Raw genomic sequence first — 25,068 nt, 5'->3', positions numbered from 1 at the left:
ATGACCGAAGATACCAAGTTCCATCACGGCGACGCGGTCAAGGACGTGGCCCCGGTCGTCGAAATGAAAGAGATCGAAAAGCACTTCGGCAACATCATCGCGTTGGCGGGCGTCAGTTTCGACGTCAAGCCGGGTGAATGCCACTGCCTGCTGGGTGACAACGGGGCGGGCAAATCGACCTTCATCAAGACGATGTCCGGGGTGCACAAACCCACCAAGGGCGAGATCTATTTCGAAGGCCAGCCGATGTCCTTCGACACGCCCCGCGACGCGATGGAGGCGGGCATCGCCACCGTGTTCCAGGACCTGGCGATGATCCCGCTGATGAGCGTCACGCGCAATTTCTTTATGGGGCGCGAGCCGACCAAGGGGAAAGGCCTGTTGAAACGGTTCGACATCGAGCACGCCAACGAGGTCTGCATGGAAGAGATGCGCAAGATGGGCATCAACCTGCGGGGCCCCGATCAGGCGGTGGGCACCCTGTCGGGGGGCGAACGTCAGACCGTGGCGATTGCCCGTGCGGTCTATTTCGGCGCCAAGATCCTGATTCTGGACGAACCGACCTCGGCGTTGGGCGTGCGGCAGACATCGAACGTGCTGGCCACCATCGACAAGGTGCGCCACCAGGGCATCGGCGTGGTCTTCATCAGCCACAATGTCCGGCACGCGTTGGCCGTGGGCGACCGGTTCACGGTTCTGAACCGCGGCAAGACGCTGGGCACCGCCCGGCGCGGCGAGATCTCGCCCGAAGAGCTGCAGGACATGATGGCCGGCGGGCAGGAGATGGCCGAGCTGGAAGGGTCGCTGGGCGGTACCGTCTGAAGGTTTCTCCCCGGTGTCCCGTATCGTGCGGGGCACCAATATCACCAGGGTCCGGCAGGCCGGGCCACCCGGTCTGGGTGGTGGGCGTGTCGGATCCTTTCACGACAGAATGATTGCAACGGATTGCCCATAGCGGCCTCGTTCTGAAAGGGATCATGATGAGCAAGACAATCCGACTGACCGCGGCGCAGGCCTTGGTGCGTTACCTTGGCGCGCAGATGAACGAAGACGGCCAGCCCTTCATCGCCGGTGTCTGGGCGATTTTCGGCCATGGCAACGTGGCCGGTCTGGGCGAGGCGCTGCACGGTGCGCGCGACAGCCTGCCCACCTATCGCGGTCACAATGAACAGACCATGGCCCATTGCGCGATCGCCTATGCCAAGCAGATGCGGCGCAGCCGCGCCATGGCGGTCACCTCGTCGATCGGGCCGGGGGCGACCAACATGGTCACCGCCGCCGCGCTGGCGCATGTGAACCGCCTGCCGGTGCTGCTGTTGCCGGGGGACGTTTTCGCCACCCGCGGCCCCGACCCGGTGCTGCAACAGACCGAGGATTTCACCGACGGCACCGTTAGCGCCAATGACTGTTTCCGCCCGGTCAGCCGCTATTTCGACCGGATCACCCGGCCCGAACATCTGCTGACTGCCCTGCCGCGCGCCTTCCGCACCATGACCGACCCGGCCGATTGCGGGCCGGTGACCCTGGGTTTTTGCCAAGACGTGCAGGCTGAGGCCTATGACTATCCGCTCAGCTTCTTCGAGCCGCGCATCTGGCACCAGCGCCGCATCCGCCCCGACGAAGGTGAGCTGGCCCGCGCGGCCGAGGCCATCCGGTCGGCCAAACGCCCGATCATCGTGGCCGGCGGCGGTGTCCATTATTCCGGCGCGACCGACGCGCTGCAGGCCTTTGCCGAGACCCACAACATTCCTGTTGCCGAGACGCAGGCCGGCAAATCGGCCCTGGCCTGGGATCACCCGCTGAACCTGGGCCCGGTCGGCGTGACCGGGGGCGAACCCGCCAACACCGTGTGCGCCGAGGCGGATCTGATCCTGGGTATCGGCACGCGGTTTCAGGATTTCACAACCGGGTCCTGGGGGCTGTTTTCCAACCCAGCGCGCAAGATGGTCTGCCTGAACACCGCCGCCTATGACGCCGCGAAACACGGCGCGATGCCGCTGCTGGCCGACGCGCGGGTCGGGATCGAGGAATTGGGCGCGGCCCTGCAGGGCTATCGCGCCGATCCGGTTCCCGACACGCTCAAGGCCGAGTGGTTTGCCAAGGTCGACGCGCTGACCGATGCGCCGGGTGACGCCAACGCGCTGCCCACCGACATGCAGGTGGTGGGTGCGGTGCAGCGCGCGGCGCATGGCGACACGGTGGTGATGTGCGCCGCCGGCACCATGCCGGGCGAGCTGCACAAGCTGTGGAAGGCGCCGCGTCCGGGGGCCTATCACATGGAATACGGCTTCAGCTGCATGGGCTACGAGATCGCGGGCGCCATGGGTATCAAGATGGCCCAGCCCGACCGCGACGTGATCTGTTTCACCGGGGACGGCACCTACATGATGGCCAACTCGGAAATGGCGACGGCGGCGATGATGGGGGTGTCCTTCACCGTAGTGATCACCGACAACCGGGGCTTTGGCTGCATCAACCGGCTGCAGATGGGCACCGGCGGGGCCGAGTTCAACAACCTGCTGGACCATGCGGTGCACGAGACGCCCTCGGCCATCGACTTTGCGGCCCACGCGGCGGCAATGGGGGCGACCTCGGTCAAGGTCGGCTCGATCGCCGAGCTGGAAGAGGCGCTGGCCAAACGCGGCGAAGTCAAAGGCCCCTATGTGATCGTCATCGACACCGACCCGTACCCCTCGACCGAATATGGCGGCACGTGGTGGGAAGTGGCGGTGCCCGAGGTCAGCACCCGCCCCGAAGTGAATGAAAAACGCGCAGCCTACGAGGCTGCCATCACGGAAAGAAACACCAAATGAGCGTGAAGATCGGCATCTCTCCGATTGCGTGGCAAAATGACGACCTGCCCGACCTGACGGCGGGGTTCACCATGGAACAGGCCCTGAAAGAGGCGCGTCAGATCGGCTATACCGGGGTCGAGCGCGGGCAGCGTATGCCCGCCGACACAGAGGGGCTGCGCGCCTATCTGGAAGAAAATGACCTTGCCCTGTGCGGCGGCTGGTGTTCGGGCAATTCGCTGATCAACGATTTCGCTGCCGAACGCGACGCGGTGCGCGCGCAGGTCGAACAGTTCGTGGCGCTGAACAGCCCCTGCATCGTCTATGCCGAATGCTCGAACACGGTTCAGGGCCAGATCGGCACCCCGGTCAATGACCGCCCGCAGCTGTCGAAAGACGAGATCAAGGCCTACGGCGCCAAGATCACCGAACTGGCCAAGTGGATGGCCGATCAGGGGATGCCGATGGCCTATCACCACCACATGGGCACGATCATAGAAAGCGAAGATGACGTGAACTGGTTGATGGAGGGGTCGGGACCGGAGGTGAAGCTGTGCTTTGACACCGGGCATCTGCTGTTCGGCGGCGGTGATGTACTGGCTACGCTGAACCGCTGGGGTGATCGGGTGCATCACGTGCATTTCAAGGACATCCGCCCCGGCATCGTGCGCGACACCCGCGGCAACCGGCGCAGTTTCCTGGATGCAGTGATCGCGGGGGCCTTCACCGTGCCCGGCGATGGCTGCATCGACTTTCAGGAGGTCGCCCATGCGTTGAAAGCCCTGGATTACGAAGGCTGGATCGTGGTCGAGGCCGAACAGGACCCGGCCAAGGCCCCGCCCTATGAATACTCGAAGATGGGTTATGACCACATCGTCGAGGTCTGCGGTCAGGCCGGATTGACGATCACGGCCTGATCTTTCGCCCCCCGGGGCGCCGCCATGGGAAAGGAGCGTTTCATGGTCCGCCAGCAAACTGGGTTCGTCGGCTATTTCGGTCGTGAGTCCTGTGACCTCGACGAATTCAAGGTGCTGACATCGCAGAGCCTTCTGCCCGAGCAGGTGCCCCACGCCGCCGCGGTGGAAAAGAACGTGCCCATCTATGACATGCACGCGCTGCGGCCCGCCCTGGAAACGCCGGACACCCGGCGTGCCCTGCTGGCCGAATGGGGCTGGGTTCTGGGCCGATCTGCCGGGGTGATCGCGTTGAAAGGGGCCTATGCCGAGACCTCGGTCATCGATCGGGCGACCGAGGTGTTTCGCCGGATCATCGAAGATGAGCGTCAGGCCGGGGGTGGCGAGGGCGATCACTTTGCGGCCTCGGGCGCGAATGACCGGGTGTGGAACGCGCTGCAAAAGCAATGCCTGCGCGACCCCGAGGGCTTTGCGCTCTATTTCGGCAACACGGTGATTGCCGCCGCCTGCGAGGCCTGGCTGGGCCCCGATTACCAGGTGACCGCGCAGATCAACCAGGTGCGGCCAGGCGGCAAGGCGCAGCAGGCGCATCGCGACTATCACCTGGGGTTCCAGACCGCCGACAAGGCGGCCCGGTTCCCGGCGCATGCCCATATGGTCACCGCAGCGCTGACCCTGCAGGGCGCGGTCGCCCATTGCGACATGCCCATTGAAAGCGGCCCGACCAAGCTGTTGCCCTTCTCGCAGCTGTATGGCCCCGGCTATGTCGCCTTTCACGACGATGCGCATCGGGCGCATTTCGAACACGCCTGCATCCAGCTGCCGCTGGCCAAGGGCGATGCGGTATTTTTCAACCCGGCGCTGTTCCATGCCGCCGGCGAAAACCGCAGCGCCGACATCCACCGGATGGCCAACCTGCTGCAGGTCTCGTCGGCCTTCGGGCGGGCGATGGAGGCGGTGGACCGCAAGGCGATGTGTCTGGCCGTATTCCCGGCACTGATGGCGTTGAAACAGCGCGGCGATCTGGATGATGCCCGCATCGGCGCCGCGATCGCGGCCACGGCCGAAGGCTATCCCTTTCCGACCAATCTGGATACCGATCCGCCGGTGGGCGGAAACGCTCCGCCCAGCCAGGCCGACATCCTGCGCCGGGCGGTGTCGGAAAGCTGGACGCAGGCACAGTTGGAACAGGCGCTGGACGCGCGACAGGCGCGGCAGGCGGTATGACGGAACCCGGGCGGCCGGTGCTGCCCCAACACAGGTGAAACCGATGGCAGAACTGCTGAGAAAACCGTTCGGAACCCATGGCAAGGTTCATGACATCACGCCGGCCAACGCTGGCTGGCGCTATGTGGGCTTTGGCCTTTATCACCTGCGGGCCGGCGAGCGCGCCGCCGAGGTCACCGGCGACCGCGAGGTCATTCTGGTGATGGTCGAGGGCAAGGCCCGGATCACCGGCGCCGGGCAGGATTGGGGCGTGTTGGGCGACCGGATGAACGTGTTCGAAAAGTCCCCGCCGCATTGCCTGTACCTACCCAACGGCACCGAGTGGGAGGCCGTGGCCGAAACCGACTGCGTGATCGCCGTGTGCTCGGCCCCGGGCAAGGGCGGCCATGCCCCGCGCCGGATCGGGCCCGAGGGCATCACCCTGACCGAGCGCGGCAAGGGAACGAACACGCGCCACATCAACAACATCGCGATGGAGGCCGAGGATTACGCCGACAGCCTGCTGGTGACCGAGGTCTTCACCCCCAGCGGCCATTGGTCATCCTACCCCAGCCACCGGCATGACGAGGACGACTATCCCCGCATCACCTATCTGGAGGAGACCTATTACCACCGCCTGAACCCGGCCAGCGGCTTTGGCATCCAGCGCGTCTATACCGATGACGGTCAGTTGGACGAAACCATGGCCGTGTCCGATGGCGATGTGGTACTGGTGCCGCGCGGGCACCACCCTTGCGGGGCACCCTACGGGTTCGAGATGTATTATCTGAACGTCATGGCCGGGCCGCTGCGCAAATGGCGTTTCGTTCCGGCGCCCGAAGTGGAATGGATCATGGAGCGCGACAAATGACCAAGGGATTTGCCATCTATCCCAGCCTGAAGGGGCGCACCGTGTTTGTGACCGGCGGGGCCTCGGGCATCGGACGCGAGATCGTGCGCGGCTTTGCCGAGCAGGGGGCCAAGGTCGGCTTTGTCGACATCAACGCCGAGGGCGGAAACGCGCTGCTGGAAGAACTGTACGGAACCCACGCCTTTGCCGCCTGCGACCTGCGCGACATCGCGGCGCTGCGGTCCGCTTTTGACGAGCTGGCGGGCGCGCTGGGCGCGGCGGACGTTCTGGTCAACAACGCCGCGCATGACGACCGGCACGACTGGCGCGAGGTGACGCCGGACTATTGGGACGAGCGCATGGCGACCAACATCCGCCACATGTTCTTTGCCATCCAGTCCGTGGCGCCGGGCATGATCGACAAGGGCGCGGGGTCGATCATCAATATCGGCTCGAATTCCTGGTGGGAGGCCGGCGCGGGCTTTCCCGCCTATGCCACCGCGAAATCTGCAGTGCACGGCCTGACCCGCACCATGGCGCGGGAACTGGGCGATCACCGGATCCGGGTCAACACGGTCGTGCCCGGCTGGATCATGACCCAGCGCCAGAAAGACCTGTGGGTCACCCCAGAGGCGCTGGCCAAACAGATCGACCGCCAATGCCTGCCCGACCCGATCGACCCGGTCTATGTGGCGCGGATGGTGCTGTTTCTGGCCTCGGACGACGCGGCCATGTGCAGCGCGGGCAATTTCATGGTCGAGGGCGGCTCGATCTGACGCCCATGGGGTCGTTCCCGTCCGGAATGGACGTGCGTCGATACACTGGGGCCGGTTGACGGATCGACACCCGGCAAGGAAAGATGCGGGATGATTTCCTATGTCACGGTTGGCGCGGACGACATCGCGCGTGCAAAACGGTTTTACTGCGCCTTTCTGCCGGATCTCGGCTATGCGCTGGAAGAGGGTCCCGAGGGGCTGAGTTTCGCCTTGCCGGTGCCGCCGGGCCAGCAACCGGTTCTGCCGGAATTTTATGTCAAACCGCCTTTTGACGGGGCCGCGGCCTCGGCCGGGAATGGTGCGATGGTCGCCTTTGAGGCTTGCGATCAGCAGCAGGTACGAGACCTGCACGCCGCCGCGCTGCGGGCCGGCGGATCGGACGAAGGTCAGCCGGGCTTTCGCGCCATGTACGGGCCACGTTTTTATGTCGGCTATCTGCGGGACCCACAGGGCAACAAGATTGCCCTGTTTTCCAGCAATCCAAACGAACCGGGGCGCGACGATTAGGATCCGCCTGCGCGTGTTGAAGAACGGCACAGGTCCGGACGGTTAGCGCTGCGGCGGTGCACCAAAGGCGCGGATCACGGCGCGGGCGGCAGCAACGACCGGATCATGGGTTTCCTTCAGGATCGTCACCCGATCGAACCGGTCGGGGTCGCGGTTCACGGCCGCGCGCAGGGCGGCGCCGAAGGCCATGCGCAGCTCGGTCCCGATGTTGAACTTGCAGATCGCGGTTTCACGCGCCAGCCGCGCGCGCTGTTCGACGGGCACGCCCGATCCGCCATGGATCACCAGCGGCACGTTGGTCACGGCCTGAATTCGGCGGATGCGGTCCTCGTCCAGCCCGCCTTCCTTGTTCTGCTGAAGGTGGACGTTTCCGACCGAGATCGCCATCGCATCCACGCCGGTCTGGGCGGCGAAGGTGGCGGCCTCGTCCGGGTCGGTCCCGGCCGAGCCTTCGCCGCCGGAGTAGCCGACGAAGCCGATCTCGCCCTCGCACGAGATCCCGGCGGCATGGGCCATTTCGGCGATCGCGGCGGTCTCGTCGATATTATGCTGCAGGGGCTTGCGCGATCCGTCGAACATCAGCGAGGTGAACCCGCTGTCCAGCGCGATCTTGCACTCCTCGAACGTATAGCCGTGGTCCAGATGCGCCACGACGGGCACCGAGGCGTTTTCGGCCAGATACCGGAACATCTTGCCCAGAACCGGCAGCGGCGTGTGCTCGCGGCAGCTGGGGCCGGCCTGCAGGATCACCGGGGCGTTCTCGGCCTCGGCCGCGGCGACATAGGCGCGCATGTCCTCCCAGCCCAACGTCACGAGGCCGCCGACGGCATAGCCCTGTTCATAGGCGGGTTGCAGGACGTCTTTGAGCGTAACGAGGGTCATTTGAACTTGGCGATCATGTCTTTGATGCCCGGGATCGTTTCGATCTGATAGGCGTGGGTGGGTTGGAAATACTGCACCAGCGACCGCTGGGTCAGTCCGCCGAGGATGGTGAAGTAATACATCTCGTATCCCGGCAGAACGCAGCAGGGGTGATAGCCCTTGTCGATACAGATCGTGGAGCCATCGGCGATGTGATAGGCATCGCCCGGTTCGTTGTCCTCGCGCTGCAACATCTGCAGGCCCGAGCCCCAGTTGGGTTTGAAACGGAAATTGTAGGTTTCGTCATGCCGGGTCTCGTCCGGCAGACGGTTGGTGTCGTGCTTGTGGCTGGGGAAGCCCGACCAGCCGCCCTGACCCACGGTGAACAGCTCGCTCACCAGCAGGCGGCCGACCTTGTCATGCTGTTTCTGGCCCAGGATATGCTTGATCTTGCGATGGGTCTTGGTGTCGTCGCTGCCATATTGCACCAAGTCATGCTCGCGCACGTCGAACGGGTCCAGCACCTTGTCATACTTTGCGCCGGCCACGAACACCTCGGCCGTATCCGAGACGCAGACCATCTGCGCCCGTGCCCCTGACGGGACATAAGCCCCCTCGGGCTCGCCATCCCAGACATCCTCGCCCCGGTTGCCCAGATGGGCAAAGCGCACGCCTTCGACATCCACGTCGACGCTGCCGGTGGCGGGCACGATGCAGGTCTCGTACCCCGGGACCTGGTATTCGAACGCTTCGCCTCGCTTCAACTTCACGATGTTGAAATAGTTCAGCGGCACGGTCGGGTTATCGACATCGACGATGGGTTTGTTCTGGTTGTCGAACGGGGGGATGTGCATCGGGCTCTCCTATCCGGCCGGGGTGGGGCCGGGGTGGGACGCAAGGAAGGCGTCCAGGTCTTCGGTGGTTGGCATGGCGGGCGCGCAGCCCGGTTTGGACACGACGATCGAGGCGCAGGCCGATCCGCGCAACACCGCCTGTTCCAGCGAATGGCCCGCCGCGACCGAGGCCAGCAGCCCGGCCATGAAGCTGTCGCCCGCGCCGTTGGGTTTGACGGCGGTGACCGGGTAGATGCCCGTGTGGATCTCTTGCCCGTCGGTTAAGGTGACGGCGCCCTTTTCGCCCATCTTGTAGATGACGATGCGGCCGGGTTTCTCGGCCAGATCGCAGGCTTTCCGGAAGCCTTTCTCGATCCCGCCGGCCATGAAACCGAACTCTTCGTCATTGCCGACGATCATGTCGCTGGCCTCGCCCGCGCGCGACAGCACGTCGGCGGCGACCTGCGCCGAGGGCCAGCTGTAGGGCCGGTAGTCGATGTCGAAGATCACCGGCAGGCCGGCCTTGCGCGCATTGTCGAAGGCGCGGAACGTAGCGCTGCGCGACGGTTCGGCGGCAAACACGGTTCCGGCCGAGATCGCCGCGCTGAAGCGGCCATAGTCGACCCGGTCCATGTCATCTTCGGTGACCTGAAAATCGACGGCGCCGTTTCGGTAGATGACGTTCTGAAAGTCCTCGATGCAGCTTTCATAGACCGCCAAGGACATGCGGTATTCACCGCCGACGACGCGGATGAAAGAGGTGTCGACACCATAGTGATGCAACTTGTTGAGGCAGAACCGCCCAACCGCGTCATCCGAGACGGAGGTGATCAGCGACGCCTGGCTGCCCAGCTTGACCAGACCCGCGCAGATATTCGCGGACGAACCGCCCAAGTCCGCGCGGAACATGTCGGCATGTTCGCTTTTGACACCGACCGGATCGGCGAACATGTCCATGCCAGCGCGCCCGAAAACGGCAAACCGGTTTCCTTTGATGCCGTCGATCAAGTGACTCAAACTGTTCCTCCCAGGCATTTTGATCCCGCCGATCCGATGGACCTTGCATTGGATCGATTCTCACGATACTGATTTTGCAACCGGTTGCAATCAGTATGTTCGGAGCCGCCCAAAATGCGAGAAATCGGAATTGGAATCGTCGGAGGCGGCTATATGGGCAAAGCCCATTCGGTGGCCATGTCCGCCGTGGGCGCCGTGTTCGACACCGCGCTCAGACCGCGGCTCGAGATGATTTGCGCCTCAAGCCTTGACAGTGCCGAACGCTACCGCGCCGCCTACGGGTTCCGCCGTGCCACCGCCGACTGGCAGACCTTGGTCAAAGATCCGGTGGTCGAGGCCGTCGTGATTGCATCGCCCCAGTCCACCCACCGGCAGATCGCCGAGGCGGCGCTGGCGCTGGGCAAGCCGGTGCTGTGCGAAAAACCGCTGGGCGCGTCGCTTGAGGACAGCCGTGCCATGGTGGCGGCGGCCGAGGCCTCGGGCACCGTCAACATGGTCGGGTTCAACTATATCCGCACCCCGGCCAGCCAGTTTGCCCGCCAGCTGATCGCCGACGGCGCGATTGGCGACATCACATGGTTCCGCGGTGAACATACCGAGGATTTCTATGCCGACCCCGAGGCCACGGCGACCTGGCGCACGACCGGCATGGCCAACGGCACCATCGGCGATCTGGCGCCGCACATGGTCAATGGCGCGCTGGCTCTGGTGGGGCCGATCGCGCAGGTCATGGCCGATGTGGAAACCGTTCACCACACCCGCCCGGGCGGTGCAGTGACCAATGACGACCACGCCCAGATGATGTGTCGGTTTGAAAACGGCGTCATGGGGAACCTATATTTCAGCCGTATCGCGACCGGCCGCAAGATGGGTTATGCCTACGAGATTTCGGGCACCAAGGGCGCGATCCGGTTTGACCAGGAGGATCAGAACGCCCTGTGGCTCTATCGCCGCGAAGGCCCCGAGGCCCAGCGCGGTTTCACCAAGATCCTGACCGGTCCGGAGCATCCCGATTATGAGCCCTTTTGCCAGGGTCCCGGCCACGGCACCGGATATCAGGATCAGATCATCATCGAAGCCAAGGATTTTCTGACCGCCATTCATTCCGGCCGGAGCAACTGGCCCACCTTCCGGGACGGGCACGAGGTCAACCGGGTGCTGGCGGCGGCGCTGGCCTCGGCCGACAGTCGCGGCTGGCAGGACGTCGGCGCGTTCTAGGCCCGGCACGTTTTCCAACATCGTTCGCAGAGAGACCAAGACCATGGCAAAGTTGAAATGGGGCATGATCGGGGGCGGAGAAGGCAGCCAGATCGGACCCGCCCACCGTCTGGGCGCACAGGCCGACGGCCTGTTCGAATTCGCCGCCGGCGCGCTGGACCACCGGCCCGAGGCGGGGCGCGCCTATGCGCAGCGGCTGGGTGTGCCCGCCGACCGCGCCTATGGCGACTGGCAGAAAATGCTGGCCGGCGAAAAGGACCGGCCCAACCGGATCGACCTTGTAACCATCGCCACCCCGAACGCCACCCATTTCGAGATCGCCAAGGCCTATCTTGAGGCCGGGTTCAACGTGCTGTGCGAAAAGCCGATGACCATGACCGTGGAAGAGGGCGAAGAGATCGTGCGCGTGGCCCGGGAGTCGGGTAAGATCTGTGCGGTCAACTACTGCTATTCGGCCTATCCGATGGTGCGGCAGGCCCGCGCCATGGTCCGCGCCGGCGAGATCGGCAAGGTGCGCCTGGTCGTCACCAATTTCAGCCACGGCCATCATGGGGACGCCACCGACGCGGACAATCCGCGCGTGCGCTGGCGTTATGATCCGGCCATGGCGGGCGTGTCGGGGCAATTCGCCGATTGCGGCATCCACGCGCTGCACATGGCCAGCTTCATCTGCGATGACGAGGTCGCGACGCTGTCGGCCGACATGGCCTCGACCATTCCCAGCCGCCAGCTGGAAGACGACGCGATGGTCAATTTCCGCATGGAGGGCGGCACCGTGGGCCGGTTGTGGACCTCGTCCGTGGCGATCGGGCGGCAGCACGGGTTCGACATCCAGGTGTTCGGCGAGACCGGCGGGCTGCGCTGGGCGTCCGAACACCCCAACCAGCTGATCTACACCCCGGTCGGTGGACGAACCCAGATCATCGAAAAGGGCGAGGGCGGCCTGCATGACGACGCGATGCGTCTGTCGCGCGTGGCGATTGCCCATCCCGAAGGCTTTCCGCTGGCCGTGGCCAATATCTATTGCGATCTGGCCGACGCGATCCGGGGCGAACCGCGCGATGGGCTGCCCAACGCCGCCGATGGCGTCCGCTCGATTGCCGCGGTTCACGCGGCCGTGGCCTCAGCCCGGGCCGAGGGCGCCTGGCAGGACGCGCGCCCGCCAATGTTTCGCTGATCAGGGGCGGGGCCGCAACGTGCCCCGCTCGATCACCCGGCAGGGAAAGATCCGCGCCTCGGGGTAGCGATCGGGTGTCTTCAGCATCTCTTCAACCAGGTCGACCGAGGCGGTGATGATCTGCTTGATCGGCTGATGGATGGTCGTCAGGTTGATGTATTCCCAGCGCGACATCTCCATGTCGTTCAGGCCGATGATCCCGATGTCGGAACCCGGTTTCAGCCCGTGATCGGCCAGCGCCGACAGCGCCCCGATCGACAGGATGTCGTCGCCGCAGAAATAGGCCTGCGCCGGCTCACCCGCCAGCAGGCGCAGCATCTCGGCCCGGCCGGCCTCGAAGGAGTAGGCCCCGGCGAAAGAATGGCTGACGGGAACCTGTGGGTGGTTTGCCATTTCCTCGGTAAAGCCCCGTTGCCGGTCCCGTGCCGAGGTCGCATCGATCGGCCCGCCCAGATAGCCCACGCTGGCATAGCCTCGCGAGACCAACTCGCGGGCGGCCATGCGTCCGCATTCCACATTGTCGATGCCCACCACATGCACCTCGGGCGAGGTCGCCGAGCGCCCGAAGGTGTGCACCACCGGCACGCCGGCATCGTGGAACGCCTTGGCAAAGCTGGGCGGCAAGGTCGACGAGGCGACGATCACCGCATCCACCGAATATTGCCGCAGCATGCGCACGGAATTGGCGGGCTCGGTCTCGTCGGTCAGGTTCACGATCAGGGGGCGCAGCCCGCGTTCCTGCAGGGCGCGGGTGAACTGGTCGAAAACCTCAAGAAAGATGGGGTTGTGGAAGTTGTTCGAGATCAGCCCGATCAGCTTGGTCCGCCCCGTCGTCAACGACGAGGCCAGCGCGTTGGGGCTGTAGCCCAGTTCCTTGGCGGCCTTTTCCACTTTGGCGCGGGTCTTGGCCGAGACCGAGGCGCCCGGCGTGAAGGTGCGCGACACCGCCGACCGCGACACCCCGGCCAAGGCCGCAACTTCCTTCAGCGTAACGCCCACTTGCCTGGTCTCCTTCGTGAGGTCGATCGGGTCTGTTGAATGTCGCATCATTGCAAAAATGGTGCAATCGGTTGCAAGGCATTTCCACCCCTGACGTCAGGTTCCAAGACGCTGCGGCCGTGATCCGACATTATGATTCAATTTTCGTCATTATGGCGGAAAAGCCGCCCGTTTCGTCAACTCGATTGCTGTGCCCGGACGGCGGCGCGGTCATACTGGAACCAGAGCAGAGGAGGAGGCGCGCAATGAGTTGGAACATCTGCGTCGTCGGGGCCGGAAAGATCGGACAGATGATCGCCGCCCTGTTGAAGAAATCGCACAATTATACCGTAACCGTGGCCGACCATGACCTGACGGCCTTGTCGGCGTTGAACAGGCAGGGCATCACCACCCGCCAGATCGACGCGGGCGACGAATCCGGGCTGGCACAGGGGCTTGCGGGGTTCGATGCGGTGATCTCGGCCGCACCGTTTTTCCTGACGCCTGCCATCGCCAAGGCAGCCAAGGCGGCGGGTGCGCATTATTTCGACCTGACCGAGGATGTCGCCGCGACCAACGCCGTGCGCGAACTGGCCCGCGACAGCGGCACCGCCTTCATGCCGCAATGCGGATTGGCCCCGGGTTTCGTCGGCATAGCGGGAGCCGCACTGGCGGCCGACTTCGACACGCTGGACAGCCTGCACATGCGAGTGGGCGCGCTGCCGCTCTATCCGACCAATGCGCTGAAATACAATCTGACCTGGTCCACCGATGGGCTGATCAACGAATACTGCAACCCCTGCGACGCCATCGTGAATGGCGAACGGGTCAAGACCGCGCCGCTCGAGGATTACGAGATCATCGGCCATGACGGTGTGGAATACGAATGCTTCAACACTTCGGGCGGCCTGGGCACCTTGCCCGAGACGCTGGCCGGCAAGGCGCGGGCGGTGTCCTATCGCTCGATCCGCTATCCCGGCCATCGCGACATCCTGAAGCTGCTGTTGACCGATCTGGGCCTGGGCCAGCGCCGCGACCTGTTGAAGGACATCTTTGAAACCGCGCTGCCGCGCACCGATCAGGATGTGGTTCTGGTCTATTGCACGGCCAAGGGCATGATCGACGGGGCCCTGCGCGAGAAATCCCTGATCAACAAATCCTTTGCCCGCACCATCGACGGCCAGGTCTGGAGCGCGATCCAGATCACCACCGCCGCCGGCGTTCTGGGCGTGGTCGACCTGATGCGCACCGGCGCGCTGCCCACCCAAGGCTTTGTCCGGCAAGAGCAGGTCGGGCTGGATGACTTCCTGAACACCGAATTCGGCCAGCTGTACCGCGCTGGCGAAGTGACCCCCCAGAACAAGGCGGCCTGAACATGAAAGACGTAGTCATGACTGCAGAACACACACTCGAAAAACTGGGCCTGACGGCAGCCGAGCTGACCGGCGGGTCGCTGGAGGTCCGTTCGCCCATCGACGGCCGCGTGCTGGCGCGGGTGCATGAAACGCCCGTTGCCGACATGGATGCGGTCTTTGCCCGCGCCACGGCAGCCTTCAAGGCCTGGCGCACCGTGCCCGCCCCGCGCCGGGGCGAGCTGATCCGCCTGCTGGGCGAGGAATTGCGCGCTGCCAAGGAAGACCTGGGCGCGCTGGTCAGCTGGGAGGCCGGCAAGATCACCTCGGAAGGTCTGGGCGAAGTGCAGGAGATGATCGACATCTGCGATTTTGCCGTGGGCCTGTCGCGCCAGCTGTATGGCCTGACCATCGCCTCGGAACGCCCCGGCCACCGGATGATGGAGACCTGGCACCCGGCCGGTCCGGTCGGCGTGATCTCGGCCTTCAACTTCCCGGTCGCGGTCTGGTCGTGGAACGCGGCGCTGGCGCTGGTCTGCGGCGATCCGGTGATCTGGAAACCGTCCGAGAAAACGCCCCTGACCGCGATGGCCTGTCAGAAGATCTTTGAAAAGGCCGTGGCCCGGTTCGGCGATGCGCCCGACGGGCTGCTGCAACTGCTGATCGGCGGTGCCGATCTGGGCAAGGCGCTTGTGGCCAGCGAGGCGGTGCCGATCATTTCGGCCACCGGCTCGACCCGGATGGGCCGCGCGGTCGCGCCGATCGTGGCGCAGCGGTTCGGCAAGTGCATCCTGGAGCTGGGCGGCAACAACGCCATGATCGTGGGCCCCTCGGCCGATCTTGAAATGGCGGTGCGGGCCATCGTGTTCTCGGCCGTGGGCACCGCGGGTCAGCGCTGCACCACGCTGCGGCGGCTGATCGTGCACAACTCGATCCGTGCCGATCTGGTTGCGCGGCTGAAAAAGGCCTATGCCGGTCTGCCCATCGGTGACCCGCTGGCCGAAGGCACGCTGGTCGGTCCGCTGGTGGACGAGGCCTCGGGGCAGGCGATGGAGGCCGCACTGAAGGCGGCCGAGGCCGAGGGCGGCACCGTCTTCGGCGGCAAGCGCGTGTCCGACGGCGTGCCCGAGGGCGGTGTCTACATGCAGCCCGCGATCGTCGAAATGCCGGGCCAGACCGAGATCGTAATGACCGAAACCTTTGCGCCGATCCTCTATGTCATGGGCTATGACGGTTTCGACGAGGCGCTCGAGATGCAGAACGACGTGCCGCAGGGCCTGTCGTCTTGCGTGTTCACGCTGAACATGCGCGAGGCGGAACAGTTCCTGTCGCCCGCCGGGTCCGATTGCGGCATCGCCAACGTGAATATCGGCCCCTCGGGCGCCGAGATCGGTGGCGCGTTCGGCGGTGAGAAGGAAACCGGTGGCGGACGCGAAAGCGGTTCGGACGCCTGGAAGGGCTACATGCGGCGGCAGACGAACACCGTGAACTACTCGGCCGAATTGCCGTTGGCGCAGGGCGTGAAGTTCGACATCTGATAACCCGGCCCCGGCGGCCTAGCGCGGCCGGGCCAACACTTTCGTTCAGTCCGTGAACAGGTAATCAAGCCGCATGATCGACTGGGCGGTCTCCTCCGAAACCCCAAGGAATCCTGCGATCGCGGCCACGTTCTCAGCCGGGTCAGCGGTTTCGCGCAATCGGAAGAACCTCTCGATCCCGGCACCGCGAAGCTGTTCGGATTCGTAGGCCAGATCGCTGCGGATCGTCGGTAACAGGCGTTCGACGGTTGCGGCTGGGCTGTTTTCTCCGGCCAGCCCGACCCTGATGGCGTGGCCCACAAGATACGCGTCCGAATAGGTGCACTCGATTTCAAGCACATGGGTGCGCGCCTTGTCCGAGCAGAAATCCTGTACGATATCCAGACTGGCGGGATCGAGGCAGATCAGCAACCGGTCGGTGCCGAAGTGATCGTACAGCATCCGGGTGACCGCCCTGCGATGCCGGGATCGTTTGACCAGCGTGGTCTCCAAGCCCCCAAGATCGGGCAGCGGGGCGGTTTCCTCGTTGAACAGGTACTCGATGCAGGGCAGGTTGGTCTCAGAGGCGATCTGGTCGATCAGCCGCTTGGCCACATGCCACTTCTTGCAGACGACCATGTACAGATCGCGATCGGCGCCCAGCGTGTTGGCCGTCTCCCAGAAGCGGGGCGCATACCGGCGTCCCACGCGGCCACGGCCGGTCAGAAATCCGTGCAGATTCCGTCCCTCGTTCGATATCTGGAATTCGACCCCTTCGCTGGCATAGAGCGCACCCAATTTCTGCTTCAGCAACTGCGCCTCGGGGCTGATCTTGCGGGCGAACAGGTAATCTTGCGTCAGCAGAAGGTCGTAGTGATCGTTGTAAAACGTCACCGGCATCCCGTAGTCCGAGAACATCAGGAAAGTCAGCGTGCGGTTTTCGATCTCGGTTTTGGGGATCAGGTGGCGCACCAGGGTCTGAAAGAACGTCTCGTCCGGAATCCAGGTGGTCGAGAAAAAACGGACCACGTCCCGACGCTGGCGCAGGAAGTCCAGGATCATCTCGATTGTCCGGCGGCGCAGGCACCACCACTGGCTGCCGATCATGATCTGGAGATCCTCCGGGATCTCGCGGGTCAGGCCGAGACGTTTCTGGGCCTCGTAGGCGGCATAGAACAGTTTGCTTTGCGTACGCTCGTTGAAATAGTGACGGTAGATCAGCCGGTCTTCCTTCATGCCGGTCTTGATCCAGTCGCTTTCGAAAAAGTCGTGGCTTTCGATGAAATCCTTGTCGGTTTCATCCAGAAGCCGATGCGCATATTCCGCGGTCTTTATCGCCATGCAGTCGCCCGACAGCATGTAGAAATGGGTGGCTCGCGGGAAGGCGTCGACTGCGGCGTGCACCGCGTTCAGTGTGGCCTGAACCAGCGACCATTCCCCCCAACCACATTTGATCCGCCTGGCCGCGAAGGTCACATTGGGATTGCTTTTCAGGGCCGTCTGGATCCGGTCAAAATCCCGGGCGGATGCGCTGGCATCGAAATGGATGGCCATGCAGTCCCCTGCGGCCGTCAGCCGTTCGGCCTGTGCGATAATCGCATCAGGGTCTTTGTGACACAACAGAATGTAGGCGATCTTGGCCATTGGCGTTGCATGAAGTCCGTTACTGCCCGGTTCCAACCGTGATACTGAGGATGAGCGATTGAATAAACAGAATATTTTTGCTTCTCTGGCGTCAAAAGCTGGCGCATCACCTTGAGACTCGGCCGGCTAAGGAGGCATGGCAGATGGGATTTCCCGGTACATGGATGACCGAAAGCGAAAGCATGGTCTATCGCGTGGTGCCCAAATGCGCCTGCTCGACCATCGGGCAGATCATGTATTACTCGGATCACGGTCGGTTCTTTGACGGCGATATCCACGACGCCAAAGACGGGATGCACAAATGGGCGTTTGACCACAGCCAGGATGTGATCTCGGCCAATGTGCGCGGACACAAGTCGTTCGCGTTCACCTGCGTGCGCAACCCCTACACGCGGATCCTCAGTTCGTTCTTCGACAAGATCTGCGGCATTCAGCGCAACGGGAAACGGTACCGGGGCAATCTGGTGCCGACGCTGATCTACAATTACGGGATCGAGGTCGGGGGCGAGGACGGCAAGGGCGAATTCGACCAGATTGCCAGTTTCCGCCGGTTTCTTCTGTTTGCCCGCGACACGATCCGTTGGCGGCGGCCAATGGACCCGGACATCCACTGGTCGGCCATGTCGGGGCATGTGTCGACCTTCATCGTGAATGGCGGGCGCTATGACCGGATTTTCTGGACCGAGAAGTTCAACGAGGGCATGCAGGGCGTGCTGGACCAGGTCGAAACGCCACGTACTGTAACTTTGTCCGAAATCCCGCGCTTCAACGAATCCGAAGGCCACGGCCCCAAACGTGCGCATCCGGTCGAGGACTATTTCGACGACCTGTCGATGCATCTGGTCTATGAAATCTACAAGCAGGATTTCGAACTGTTCAAATACGATTTCGAAAATCCGGCCAACAAGATGCCGACAGGTGAAATCGACTTGGATGAGATTCACGCCAAATTGGGTGACTGACCCAACTTTCCGGAGTGCGCCCGGCCCAAGACTGATGGAGGCAGCGGCGCAGCCGATGGGTCCTGTCAGGCGCGGGAGCACTTCGGTTTCAGGGAACGGACCAGCCCGCATTGCGCAGGCCGGTAGTGTTCAAACCTGACGCACCGCGCCTTTTGCAGCGCTGGTGGCCAGCTTGGCATAGGCCTTCAGTGCCGTGGACACCTTGCGCTTGCGCGGTGCAGCGGGAACCCAGCCTTTTTCGTCCTGGACTTCCCGGCGTTCGGCCAGTTCCTTGTCGGACACGGCCAGATGGATCGAGCGGTTGGGGATGTCGATCTCGATCGTGTCCCCGTTCTGAACCAGGCCGATCTCGCCGCCTTCGGCCGCCTCTGGCGAAACGTGACCGATCGACAGGCCCGAGGTGCCGCCCGAGAAGCGTCCGTCGGTCAGCAGCGCGCAGGCTTTGCCCAGACCTTTGGATTTCAGGTATGAGGTCGGGTACAGCATCTCTTGCATACCAGGCCCGCCGCGTGGGCCTTCATACCGGATCACGACCACGTCGCCTTCCTTGACCTTGCCGGTCAGGATGTCGTTCACCGCCTGGTCCTGACTTTCGCAGACATAGGCGGTGCCGGTGAATTTCAGGATGTTCTCGTCCACACCCGCGGTCTTCACGATGCAGCCGTCGCGCGCGATGTTGCCGAACAGCACGGCCAGACCGCCATCCTGGCTGAACGCATGGTCCTTGGACCTGATCACGCCGTTTGCCCGGTCGGTGTCCAGTTCCTTGTAGCGGTTCGACTGGCTGAACGCCTGGGTCGTCCGCACGCCGCCGGGGGCGGCCTTGAACAGCTCTTGCGCCTTGGGGTTGTTGGTCACCGTGATGTCCCAGTTGGCGATGGCCTCGGCCATGCTGGCCGAATGCACCGTGCAGCAGTCGTCATGCAGCAGGCCGGCGCGGCTCAACTCACCCAGGATCGAGAAGATGCCACCCGCGCGATGCACGTCCTCCATGTGGACGTTTTCGGTGTTGGGCGCGACCTTGCACAGGCAGGGCACCTTGCGGCTGAGCCGGTCCATGTCGGACATGGTGAAATCCACCCCGCCCTCATGCGCGATGGCCAGCAGGTGCAGCACCGTGTTGGTCGAGCCGCCCATGGCGATGTCCAGGCTCATGGCGTTCTCGAAGGCCTCGAAGGTCGCGATTTCGCGCGGGAGGAAGCCTTTTTCGTTCAGCTCATAGTGACGCTTGGTGATTTCGACGATGCGGCGGCCGGCCTCCAGGAACAGCTCCTTGCGGTCGGCATGGGTGGCCAGGGTCGAGCCATTGCCCGGCAGCGCCAGACCCAGCGCCTCGGCCAGGCAGTTCATCGAGTTCGCGGTGAACATGCCCGAGCACGATCCGCAGGTGGGGCAGGCGTTTTCTTCGATATGCTTGACCTGCTCGTCGGTGTACTTGTCATCGGCGGCGGCGACCATGGCGTCGACCAGGTCGATCTTCTTCACATCCAGATCGGCGATGTCGATCTTGCCGGCTTCCATCGGCCCGCCCGAGACGAAGATGGCCGGGATGTTCAGGCGCATCGCTGCCATCAGCATGCCCGGGGTGATCTTGTCGCAGTTCGAGATGCAGACCATCGCATCGGCGCAGTGTGCGTTGACCATGTATTCGACGCTGTCGGCGATGATCTCGCGCGAGGGCAGCGAATACAGCATCCCGTCATGGCCCATGGCGATTCCGTCATCGACGGCGATGGTGTTGAACTCTTTGGCTACACCGCCGGCGGCCTCAACCTCGCGGGCGACCATCTGACCCAGATCCTTGAGGTGGACATGGCCCGGCACGAATTGCGTGAACGAGTTGACGATGGCGATGATCGGCTTGCCGAAATCGTCGTCGCCCATCCCGGTGGCGCGCCACAGGCCGCGGGCACCGGCCATGTTGCGGCCATGGGTCGAAGTTCTGGATCGGTACATTGGCATGATGCTGTTTCCCTTTTGCCCGGTTGCAAAACCAGTGTTGCGTGCGTTATAGCGCACGTAGCACATGTGCGTTATAACGCACAAGGTAAATCGCGGGACTTGGCCATGGAATCGGACGACATCACCCTGAAACTCAGAGACGTCCGGGCGGCATCGGGGCTGAGCCTGGCCAAAGCGGCCGATTTGACCGGAGTCAGCAAGGCCATGCTGGGCCAGATCGAGCGCGGCGAATCAAGCCCCACCATCGCGACGCTGTGGAAGATCGCCAAGGGGTTCCAGATGCCGCTGAGCGCATTGATCGGAACCGGCGCCCTGCGTGATCCGGCAGATGCGGCCCGGTTCCGCACCGTGACCTTTCCCGGCAGTCTGAAGGTCAAGATCGTCTTTCCCTTCGACCCGGTTCTGGGGGCCGAGACCTTTCACGTCGAACTGGACCCCAATCAGTGCCACGAATCCCCCGCCCATGCCGCCGGCGTGACCGAGGAAGTCTTCGTCCTGAGCGGCGCGCTTGAGGTGCTGCGGAACGGCGAATGGGTGCCGCTGAGCGCGGGCCAGGGGTTGCGCTTTCCGGCCGACTTGCCGCATGGCTATCGCGCCGGTCCCGAGGGCGCGGCCTTCTTGAACATGCATCACTACGGACACCGGCCTGCGACCGCTGCGGTCGGGTGATACGGCGGAAAGGGACAACCTGATGGCGGAATTCCTGAACGGCCTGACGCTGGCCGATGGCATCGGGTCCTTCGGGGCGCTGATCGTGGTTGCGGCTTATTTCGCAACACAGATGCGGATGATGAATTCCGACGATCTGGCCTTTCCGGTGGTCAACCTCGTCGGCTCGGTGCTGATCGCCTATTCGCTGCTGCAGAACTTCAACCTGGCCTCGATGCTGATCGAAAGTTTCTGGATCGCCATCAGCGTGATCGGCATCATCCAGCATTTCCGCCTGCGACGGGCGCGATAGGGCCGCAGGGACCCGATCCAGCCTTGAACCCGCACCTTTGCGCGTATAGGGAAATCCCTGCGCGTAAAGGGGAGGCTTTGATGCTGGACGATCCAAAAACCCTGGTTTCCACCGAGTGGCTTGCCGCCCACCTCAAGGACCCGGATCTGCGGATCCTCGACGCCTCGTGGTACCTGCCGCAGCAGGGGCGCGACGCCCGCGCCGAATACGAGGCTGGGCACATTCCCGGCGCGCGGTTCTTCGACATCGACGAGATCTCGGACCACCGCTCGGACCTGCCGCACATGGCGCCTCCGGTCGAGAAATTCATGTCGCGCCTGCGGGCCATGGGCGTGGGCGACGGTCATCAGGTCGTGGTCTATGACGGCACGGGCCTGTTTTCGGCCGCACGGGTCTGGTGGCTGTTCCGCCTGATGGGGCAGGAGAACATCGCCGTTCTGGACGGCGGCCTGCCCAAATGGGTCGCCGAGGGGCGCGAAATCGAGGATCTGCCCCCCGTCATCCGCGATCGCCACATGACCGTGCGCGTGCAGAACCACCTGGTCCGCGACGTGACGCAGGTCTCAGCCGCCGCTAAGCTGGCCGATCACGAAATCATCGACGCCCGCGCCGCGGACCGTTTTGCCGGATCGCAGCCCGAACCGCGCGAAGGTTTGAGGGCAGGGCACATCCCCGGCTCGCGCAACGTGCCCTTCGGACAATTGTTATATGCCGACGGCACCATGAAATCGCCCGAGGACTGCCGTGCGGTGTTCGAAGCCGCAGGCGTCGATCTGTCGAAACCCGCCATCACCACCTGCGGGTCAGGCGTGACCGCCGCGATCCTCAGCCTTGCGCTCGAGCGCATGGGCAAGAAAGACCATTCGCTTTATGACGGCAGCTGGGCCGAATGGGGCGCCTTCCCGACCCTGCCCGTCGCAACCGGAGACTCCTGATGTTTGAAAACCTCAAGCCGCAGCCAGCCGACAAGATCCTGGCCCTGATGCAGATGTATCGCGAGGACCCGCGCGAACAGAAGATTGATCTGGGTGTCGGCGTCTACAAAGACGCCAATGGGGTGACCCCGGTGATGCGGGCGGTCAAGGCCGCCGAGCAGCGGATCTGGGAAGAGCAGGACTCAAAGGCCTATACCGGGCTGGCCGGTGATCCGGTCTATGCCGATGCGATGATCAGCCTGATCCTCGGCACCAGCGTGCCGCGCGCCAACATCGCCGCCGCGGCCACCCCGGGCGGCACCGGTGCCTGTCGGCAAGCGTTCGAGCTGATCCGCATGGCCAACCCCTCGGCCCGGGTGTTCGTGTCGAACCCGACCTGGCCGAACCACATCTCGATCCTGAACTACCTGGGCATCGAAACCGTCGCCTACTGCTATTTCGACGAGGAAACCCGTGGCGTCGATTTCGACGGCATGATCGAGGACCTCAAGACCGCCAAGGCGGGCGACGTGGTGCTGCTGCATGGCTGCTGCCACAACCCGACCGGCGCCAACCTGAACATGGTCCAGTGGCAAGAGGTGGTGAACCTGATCAACGACCGTGGCTTGGTTGCGATGATCGACATCGCCTATCAGGGTTTTGGCGACGGTCTGAACGAGGATGCGCAGGCGACCCGGCTTGTCGCTGCGTCTGTCAAGGAATGCCTGATCGCGGCGTCCTGTTCGAAGAATTTCGGTGTCTACCGTGAGCGGACCGGCCTGCTGATGGCCGTCAGCGCCGATGCGGGCCAGACCGCGCTGAACCAGGGCACGCTGGCGTTTCTGAACCGCCAGAACTATTCGTTCCCGCCGGATCACGGCGCGCGCGTAGTGACCACGATTTTGATGGATGAGGGCCTGCGCGCCGATTGGATGGCCGAACTGGAGGAGGTTCGCCTGTCGATGCTGGGCCTGCGCCGCCAGTTGGCGGACGAGCTACAGCGGCTGAGCGGATCGGACCGGTTCGGCTTCCTGGCCCAGCATCGCGGCATGTTCTCGCGCCTGGGCGCCGCGCCCGAGCTGGTCGAGAAGCTGCGGGTCGAGCACGGCATCTACATGGTCGGCGACAGCCGCATGAACATTGCCGGGTTGAACGAGGCCACCGTGCCGATCCTGGCCAAGGCCATCATCGACGTCGGCGTCTGAGATAAGGCATTTAAAAAAAGAAACCCGGGCACGAATGCCCGGGTTTTTTGTTTGGTTTGAAGAGAGCTCAGCCCTTCGAAAACTCGGGATAGGCTTCCATGCCCAGCTCGCCCATGTCGAGGCCGTTGATCTCTTCTTCCTCGCCAACCCGCAGGCCGACAGTGGCCTTGAGGATCGAGAACAGGATGTAGCTGACCACGAAGACGAAGATCCCGATGGCCGCAAAGCCGATGATCTGGGTCACGAAGGACGCGTCGCCATTGGTCCAGGCCACGATGAAGGTGCCCCAGAAACCTGCAATCAGGTGAACCGGGATGGCGCCGACCACGTCGTCGATCTTCATCTTGTCCAGCAGCGGCACGGTGTAGACCACGATCACGCCACCGATGCCACCGATGATCAGTGCCTGGAACAGCGACGGTGCCAGCGGTTCCGCGGTGATCGAGACCAGCCCGGCCAGCGCACCGTTCAGCACCATGGTCAGGTCGACCTTGCCGTACATCACCTGCGTCAGGATCAGGGCAGCGACAGCGCCGGCGGCTGCGGCCATGTTGGTGTTGGCGAAGATGCGGCTGATGTCAGCCATGTCGCCGATCGTGCCCATGGCCAGCTGCGAGCCGCCATTGAAGCCGAACCAGCCCAGCCACAGGATGAACGTACCCAGGGTGGCAAGCGCCAGGTTCGAGCCTGGGATCGGAACGACCTTGCCGTCCTTGCTGTATTTGCCGATCCGGGGGCCCAGCACGATGGCTCCGGCCAGCGCGGCAAAGCCACCTGCCGCATGCACCAGGGTCGAGCCCGCGAAATCGCTGAAGCCCATTTCGGACAGCCAGCCGCCGCCCCACTGCCACGAGGCTTCGATCGGATAGATGACACCGGTCAGGACGATCACGAAGATGAAGAAGGGCCACAGCTTGACCCGCTCGGCCATGGTGCCCGACACGATCGAGGCGGTGGTGGCGCAGAACATCAGCTGGAAGAAGAAGTCCGAACCGACCGACGCATAGGACAGATCGGTTTCGACGCCATCAAGGCCGACCGGTTCCAGCGAGGTGGGCGAGAAGGCGCCCAGAATGTTGGTGATGGTCCAGCCGTCGCCCGGATACATCAGGTTGAAGCCAACCAGCCAGTACATGATGGCGGCAAAGGAAAACAGGCCGATGTTCTTGACCAGCTGCATGGCCACGTTCTTGGAGCGCACCAGACCGGCCTCGAGCATGGCAAAGCCCGCGGCCATCCAGAACACCAGGAAGCCGCCCATCAGGAACAGCAGCGAGGTCAGGATGTATTGCGTATGCTGCGCGGTTTCGCCGGTTGCGGCGGCCTCCTGCGCCAGGCCCATCTGCGGCAGCGCGACGATCGCGGCGGCAGGGATGAGGGATTTCATCAGGTTCATGTTCAGTCCTCGAATGATTGTCGGTC

The 25,068-nt window shown here is 63.8% G+C and carries 23 protein-coding genes; 16 read left to right on the top strand and 7 right to left on the bottom strand.

Annotated elements, in window-relative coordinates; genetic code table 11:
• The 7 genes from ACR0EF_RS16755 (at position 1) to ACR0EF_RS16725 (ending at position 7,045) form a co-directional block, all read left to right on the top strand.
• Positions 1-822, top strand: a complete 822-nt coding sequence (locus ACR0EF_RS16755; protein ID WP_093963708.1) for an ATP-binding cassette domain-containing protein — start codon at positions 1-3, stop codon at positions 820-822.
• 158 nt (positions 823-980) lie between these two features.
• Positions 981-2,813: a 3D-(3,5/4)-trihydroxycyclohexane-1,2-dione acylhydrolase (decyclizing) gene (gene iolD, locus ACR0EF_RS16750; RefSeq protein WP_170373267.1), complete on the top strand. Its 1,833-nt coding sequence runs from the start codon at positions 981-983 to the stop codon at positions 2,811-2,813.
• Positions 2,810-3,709: a myo-inosose-2 dehydratase gene (gene iolE, locus ACR0EF_RS16745; RefSeq protein WP_170359795.1), complete on the top strand. Its 900-nt coding sequence runs from the start codon at positions 2,810-2,812 to the stop codon at positions 3,707-3,709. Before iolD ends, iolE begins: the two co-directional genes overlap by 4 nt.
• Positions 3,710-3,751: 42 nt before the next feature.
• Positions 3,752-4,933 (top strand): phytanoyl-CoA dioxygenase family protein, encoded by a 1,182-nt coding sequence (locus tag ACR0EF_RS16740; RefSeq protein WP_170373266.1) that lies wholly within the window; start codon positions 3,752-3,754, stop codon positions 4,931-4,933.
• Between the two features lie 43 nt (positions 4,934-4,976).
• A complete protein-coding gene (gene iolB / locus ACR0EF_RS16735) occupies positions 4,977-5,783 on the top strand; it encodes a 5-deoxy-glucuronate isomerase (protein ID WP_170373265.1) in 807 nt (268 codons plus the stop codon).
• Positions 5,780-6,538: an SDR family NAD(P)-dependent oxidoreductase gene (locus ACR0EF_RS16730; protein WP_170373264.1), complete on the top strand. Its 759-nt coding sequence runs from the start codon at positions 5,780-5,782 to the stop codon at positions 6,536-6,538. The genes iolB and ACR0EF_RS16730 overlap by 4 nt, the downstream gene beginning before the upstream one ends.
• A 90-nt stretch (positions 6,539-6,628) precedes the next feature.
• Positions 6,629-7,045 (top strand): VOC family protein, encoded by a 417-nt coding sequence (locus tag ACR0EF_RS16725; RefSeq protein WP_170343196.1) that lies wholly within the window; start codon positions 6,629-6,631, stop codon positions 7,043-7,045.
• Positions 7,046-7,087: 42 nt separating this feature from the next.
• Here the strand turns inward: ACR0EF_RS16725 and ACR0EF_RS16720 are convergent, their stop codons facing one another.
• From ACR0EF_RS16720 to ACR0EF_RS16710, 3 genes are read right to left on the bottom strand one after another with little or no spacing between them, the layout of a single operon-like run.
• Positions 7,088-7,927, bottom strand: coding sequence for a class II fructose-bisphosphate aldolase (locus ACR0EF_RS16720; RefSeq protein ID WP_170373263.1), 840 nt, complete (start codon positions 7,925-7,927; stop codon positions 7,088-7,090).
• The gene (locus tag ACR0EF_RS16715; protein ID WP_170373262.1) at positions 7,924-8,760 is read right to left on the bottom strand and encodes a 5-deoxy-glucuronate isomerase; all 837 of its coding nucleotides are present in this window, start codon (positions 8,758-8,760) and stop codon (positions 7,924-7,926) included. The genes ACR0EF_RS16720 and ACR0EF_RS16715 overlap by 4 nt, the downstream gene beginning before the upstream one ends.
• Positions 8,761-8,769: 9 nt before the next feature.
• The gene (locus ACR0EF_RS16710; RefSeq protein WP_170373261.1) at positions 8,770-9,774 is read right to left on the bottom strand and encodes a PfkB family carbohydrate kinase; all 1,005 of its coding nucleotides are present in this window, start codon (positions 9,772-9,774) and stop codon (positions 8,770-8,772) included.
• A gap of 96 nt (positions 9,775-9,870) precedes the next feature.
• Here ACR0EF_RS16710 and ACR0EF_RS16705 point away from each other — a divergent pair, with 96 nt between their 5' ends.
• Together ACR0EF_RS16705 and ACR0EF_RS16700 are read left to right on the top strand one after the other, a co-directional pair.
• Entirely contained in the window at positions 9,871-10,974 is a 1,104-nt protein-coding gene (locus ACR0EF_RS16705) for a Gfo/Idh/MocA family protein (RefSeq protein ID WP_170373260.1), read from the top strand.
• 43 nt (positions 10,975-11,017) lie between these two features.
• A complete protein-coding gene (locus ACR0EF_RS16700; protein ID WP_170372528.1) occupies positions 11,018-12,151 on the top strand; it encodes a Gfo/Idh/MocA family protein in 1,134 nt (377 codons plus the stop codon).
• On the opposite strand, the gene ACR0EF_RS16695 is transcribed toward ACR0EF_RS16700, so the two are convergent.
• The gene (locus tag ACR0EF_RS16695) at positions 12,152-13,150 is read right to left on the bottom strand and encodes a LacI family DNA-binding transcriptional regulator (RefSeq protein ID WP_170372584.1); all 999 of its coding nucleotides are present in this window, start codon (positions 13,148-13,150) and stop codon (positions 12,152-12,154) included.
• Positions 13,151-13,395: 245 nt separating this feature from the next.
• Here ACR0EF_RS16695 and ACR0EF_RS16690 point away from each other — a divergent pair, with 245 nt between their 5' ends.
• Positions 13,396-14,502, top strand: a complete 1,107-nt coding sequence (locus ACR0EF_RS16690; RefSeq protein ID WP_170372527.1) for a saccharopine dehydrogenase family protein — start codon at positions 13,396-13,398, stop codon at positions 14,500-14,502.
• A gap of 17 nt (positions 14,503-14,519) precedes the next feature.
• Positions 14,520-16,019, top strand: a complete 1,500-nt coding sequence (amaB, locus tag ACR0EF_RS16685; protein WP_437342653.1) for an L-piperidine-6-carboxylate dehydrogenase — start codon at positions 14,520-14,522, stop codon at positions 16,017-16,019.
• 45 nt (positions 16,020-16,064) lie between these two features.
• On the opposite strand, the gene ACR0EF_RS16680 is transcribed toward amaB, so the two are convergent.
• Complete coding sequence (locus ACR0EF_RS16680; protein WP_170373259.1) at positions 16,065-17,642, bottom strand: DUF5928 domain-containing protein; 1,578 nt, start codon at positions 17,640-17,642, stop codon at positions 16,065-16,067.
• 143 nt (positions 17,643-17,785) lie between these two features.
• Here ACR0EF_RS16680 and ACR0EF_RS16675 point away from each other — a divergent pair, with 143 nt between their 5' ends.
• Positions 17,786-18,604, top strand: coding sequence for a sulfotransferase family protein (locus ACR0EF_RS16675; RefSeq protein ID WP_170373258.1), 819 nt, complete (start codon positions 17,786-17,788; stop codon positions 18,602-18,604).
• Positions 18,605-18,733: 129 nt separating this feature from the next.
• Here ACR0EF_RS16675 and ilvD read toward each other — a convergent pair whose 3' ends face one another.
• A complete protein-coding gene (ilvD, locus tag ACR0EF_RS16670) occupies positions 18,734-20,566 on the bottom strand; it encodes a dihydroxy-acid dehydratase (RefSeq protein ID WP_170373257.1) in 1,833 nt (610 codons plus the stop codon).
• A 105-nt stretch (positions 20,567-20,671) separates the two neighbouring features.
• On the opposite strand from ilvD, the gene ACR0EF_RS16665 reads away from it, so the two are divergent.
• The 4 genes from ACR0EF_RS16665 to ACR0EF_RS16650 all read left to right on the top strand — a co-directional run bounded on the left by ACR0EF_RS16665 (position 20,672) and on the right by ACR0EF_RS16650 (position 23,646).
• Complete coding sequence (locus ACR0EF_RS16665) at positions 20,672-21,235, top strand: helix-turn-helix domain-containing protein (protein ID WP_170343185.1); 564 nt, start codon at positions 20,672-20,674, stop codon at positions 21,233-21,235.
• A gap of 22 nt (positions 21,236-21,257) precedes the next feature.
• A complete protein-coding gene (locus tag ACR0EF_RS16660; protein WP_170343184.1) occupies positions 21,258-21,527 on the top strand; it encodes a CBU_0592 family membrane protein in 270 nt (89 codons plus the stop codon).
• An 80-nt stretch (positions 21,528-21,607) separates the two neighbouring features.
• Positions 21,608-22,462, top strand: coding sequence for a 3-mercaptopyruvate sulfurtransferase (sseA, locus tag ACR0EF_RS16655; protein WP_170373256.1), 855 nt, complete (start codon positions 21,608-21,610; stop codon positions 22,460-22,462).
• A complete protein-coding gene (locus ACR0EF_RS16650; protein ID WP_170365655.1) occupies positions 22,462-23,646 on the top strand; it encodes an amino acid aminotransferase in 1,185 nt (394 codons plus the stop codon). The genes sseA and ACR0EF_RS16650 overlap by 1 nt, the downstream gene beginning before the upstream one ends.
• A 67-nt stretch (positions 23,647-23,713) precedes the next feature.
• Here the strand turns inward: ACR0EF_RS16650 and ACR0EF_RS16645 are convergent, their stop codons facing one another.
• The gene (locus ACR0EF_RS16645; RefSeq protein ID WP_170365653.1) at positions 23,714-25,042 is read right to left on the bottom strand and encodes an ammonium transporter; all 1,329 of its coding nucleotides are present in this window, start codon (positions 25,040-25,042) and stop codon (positions 23,714-23,716) included.
• Positions 25,043-25,068 lie beyond the last annotated feature (26 nt).

The sequence above is a fragment of the Ruegeria sp. CG8 genome (assembly GCF_056537165.1).
This window is presented reverse-complemented; position numbering and strand designations above follow the sequence as displayed.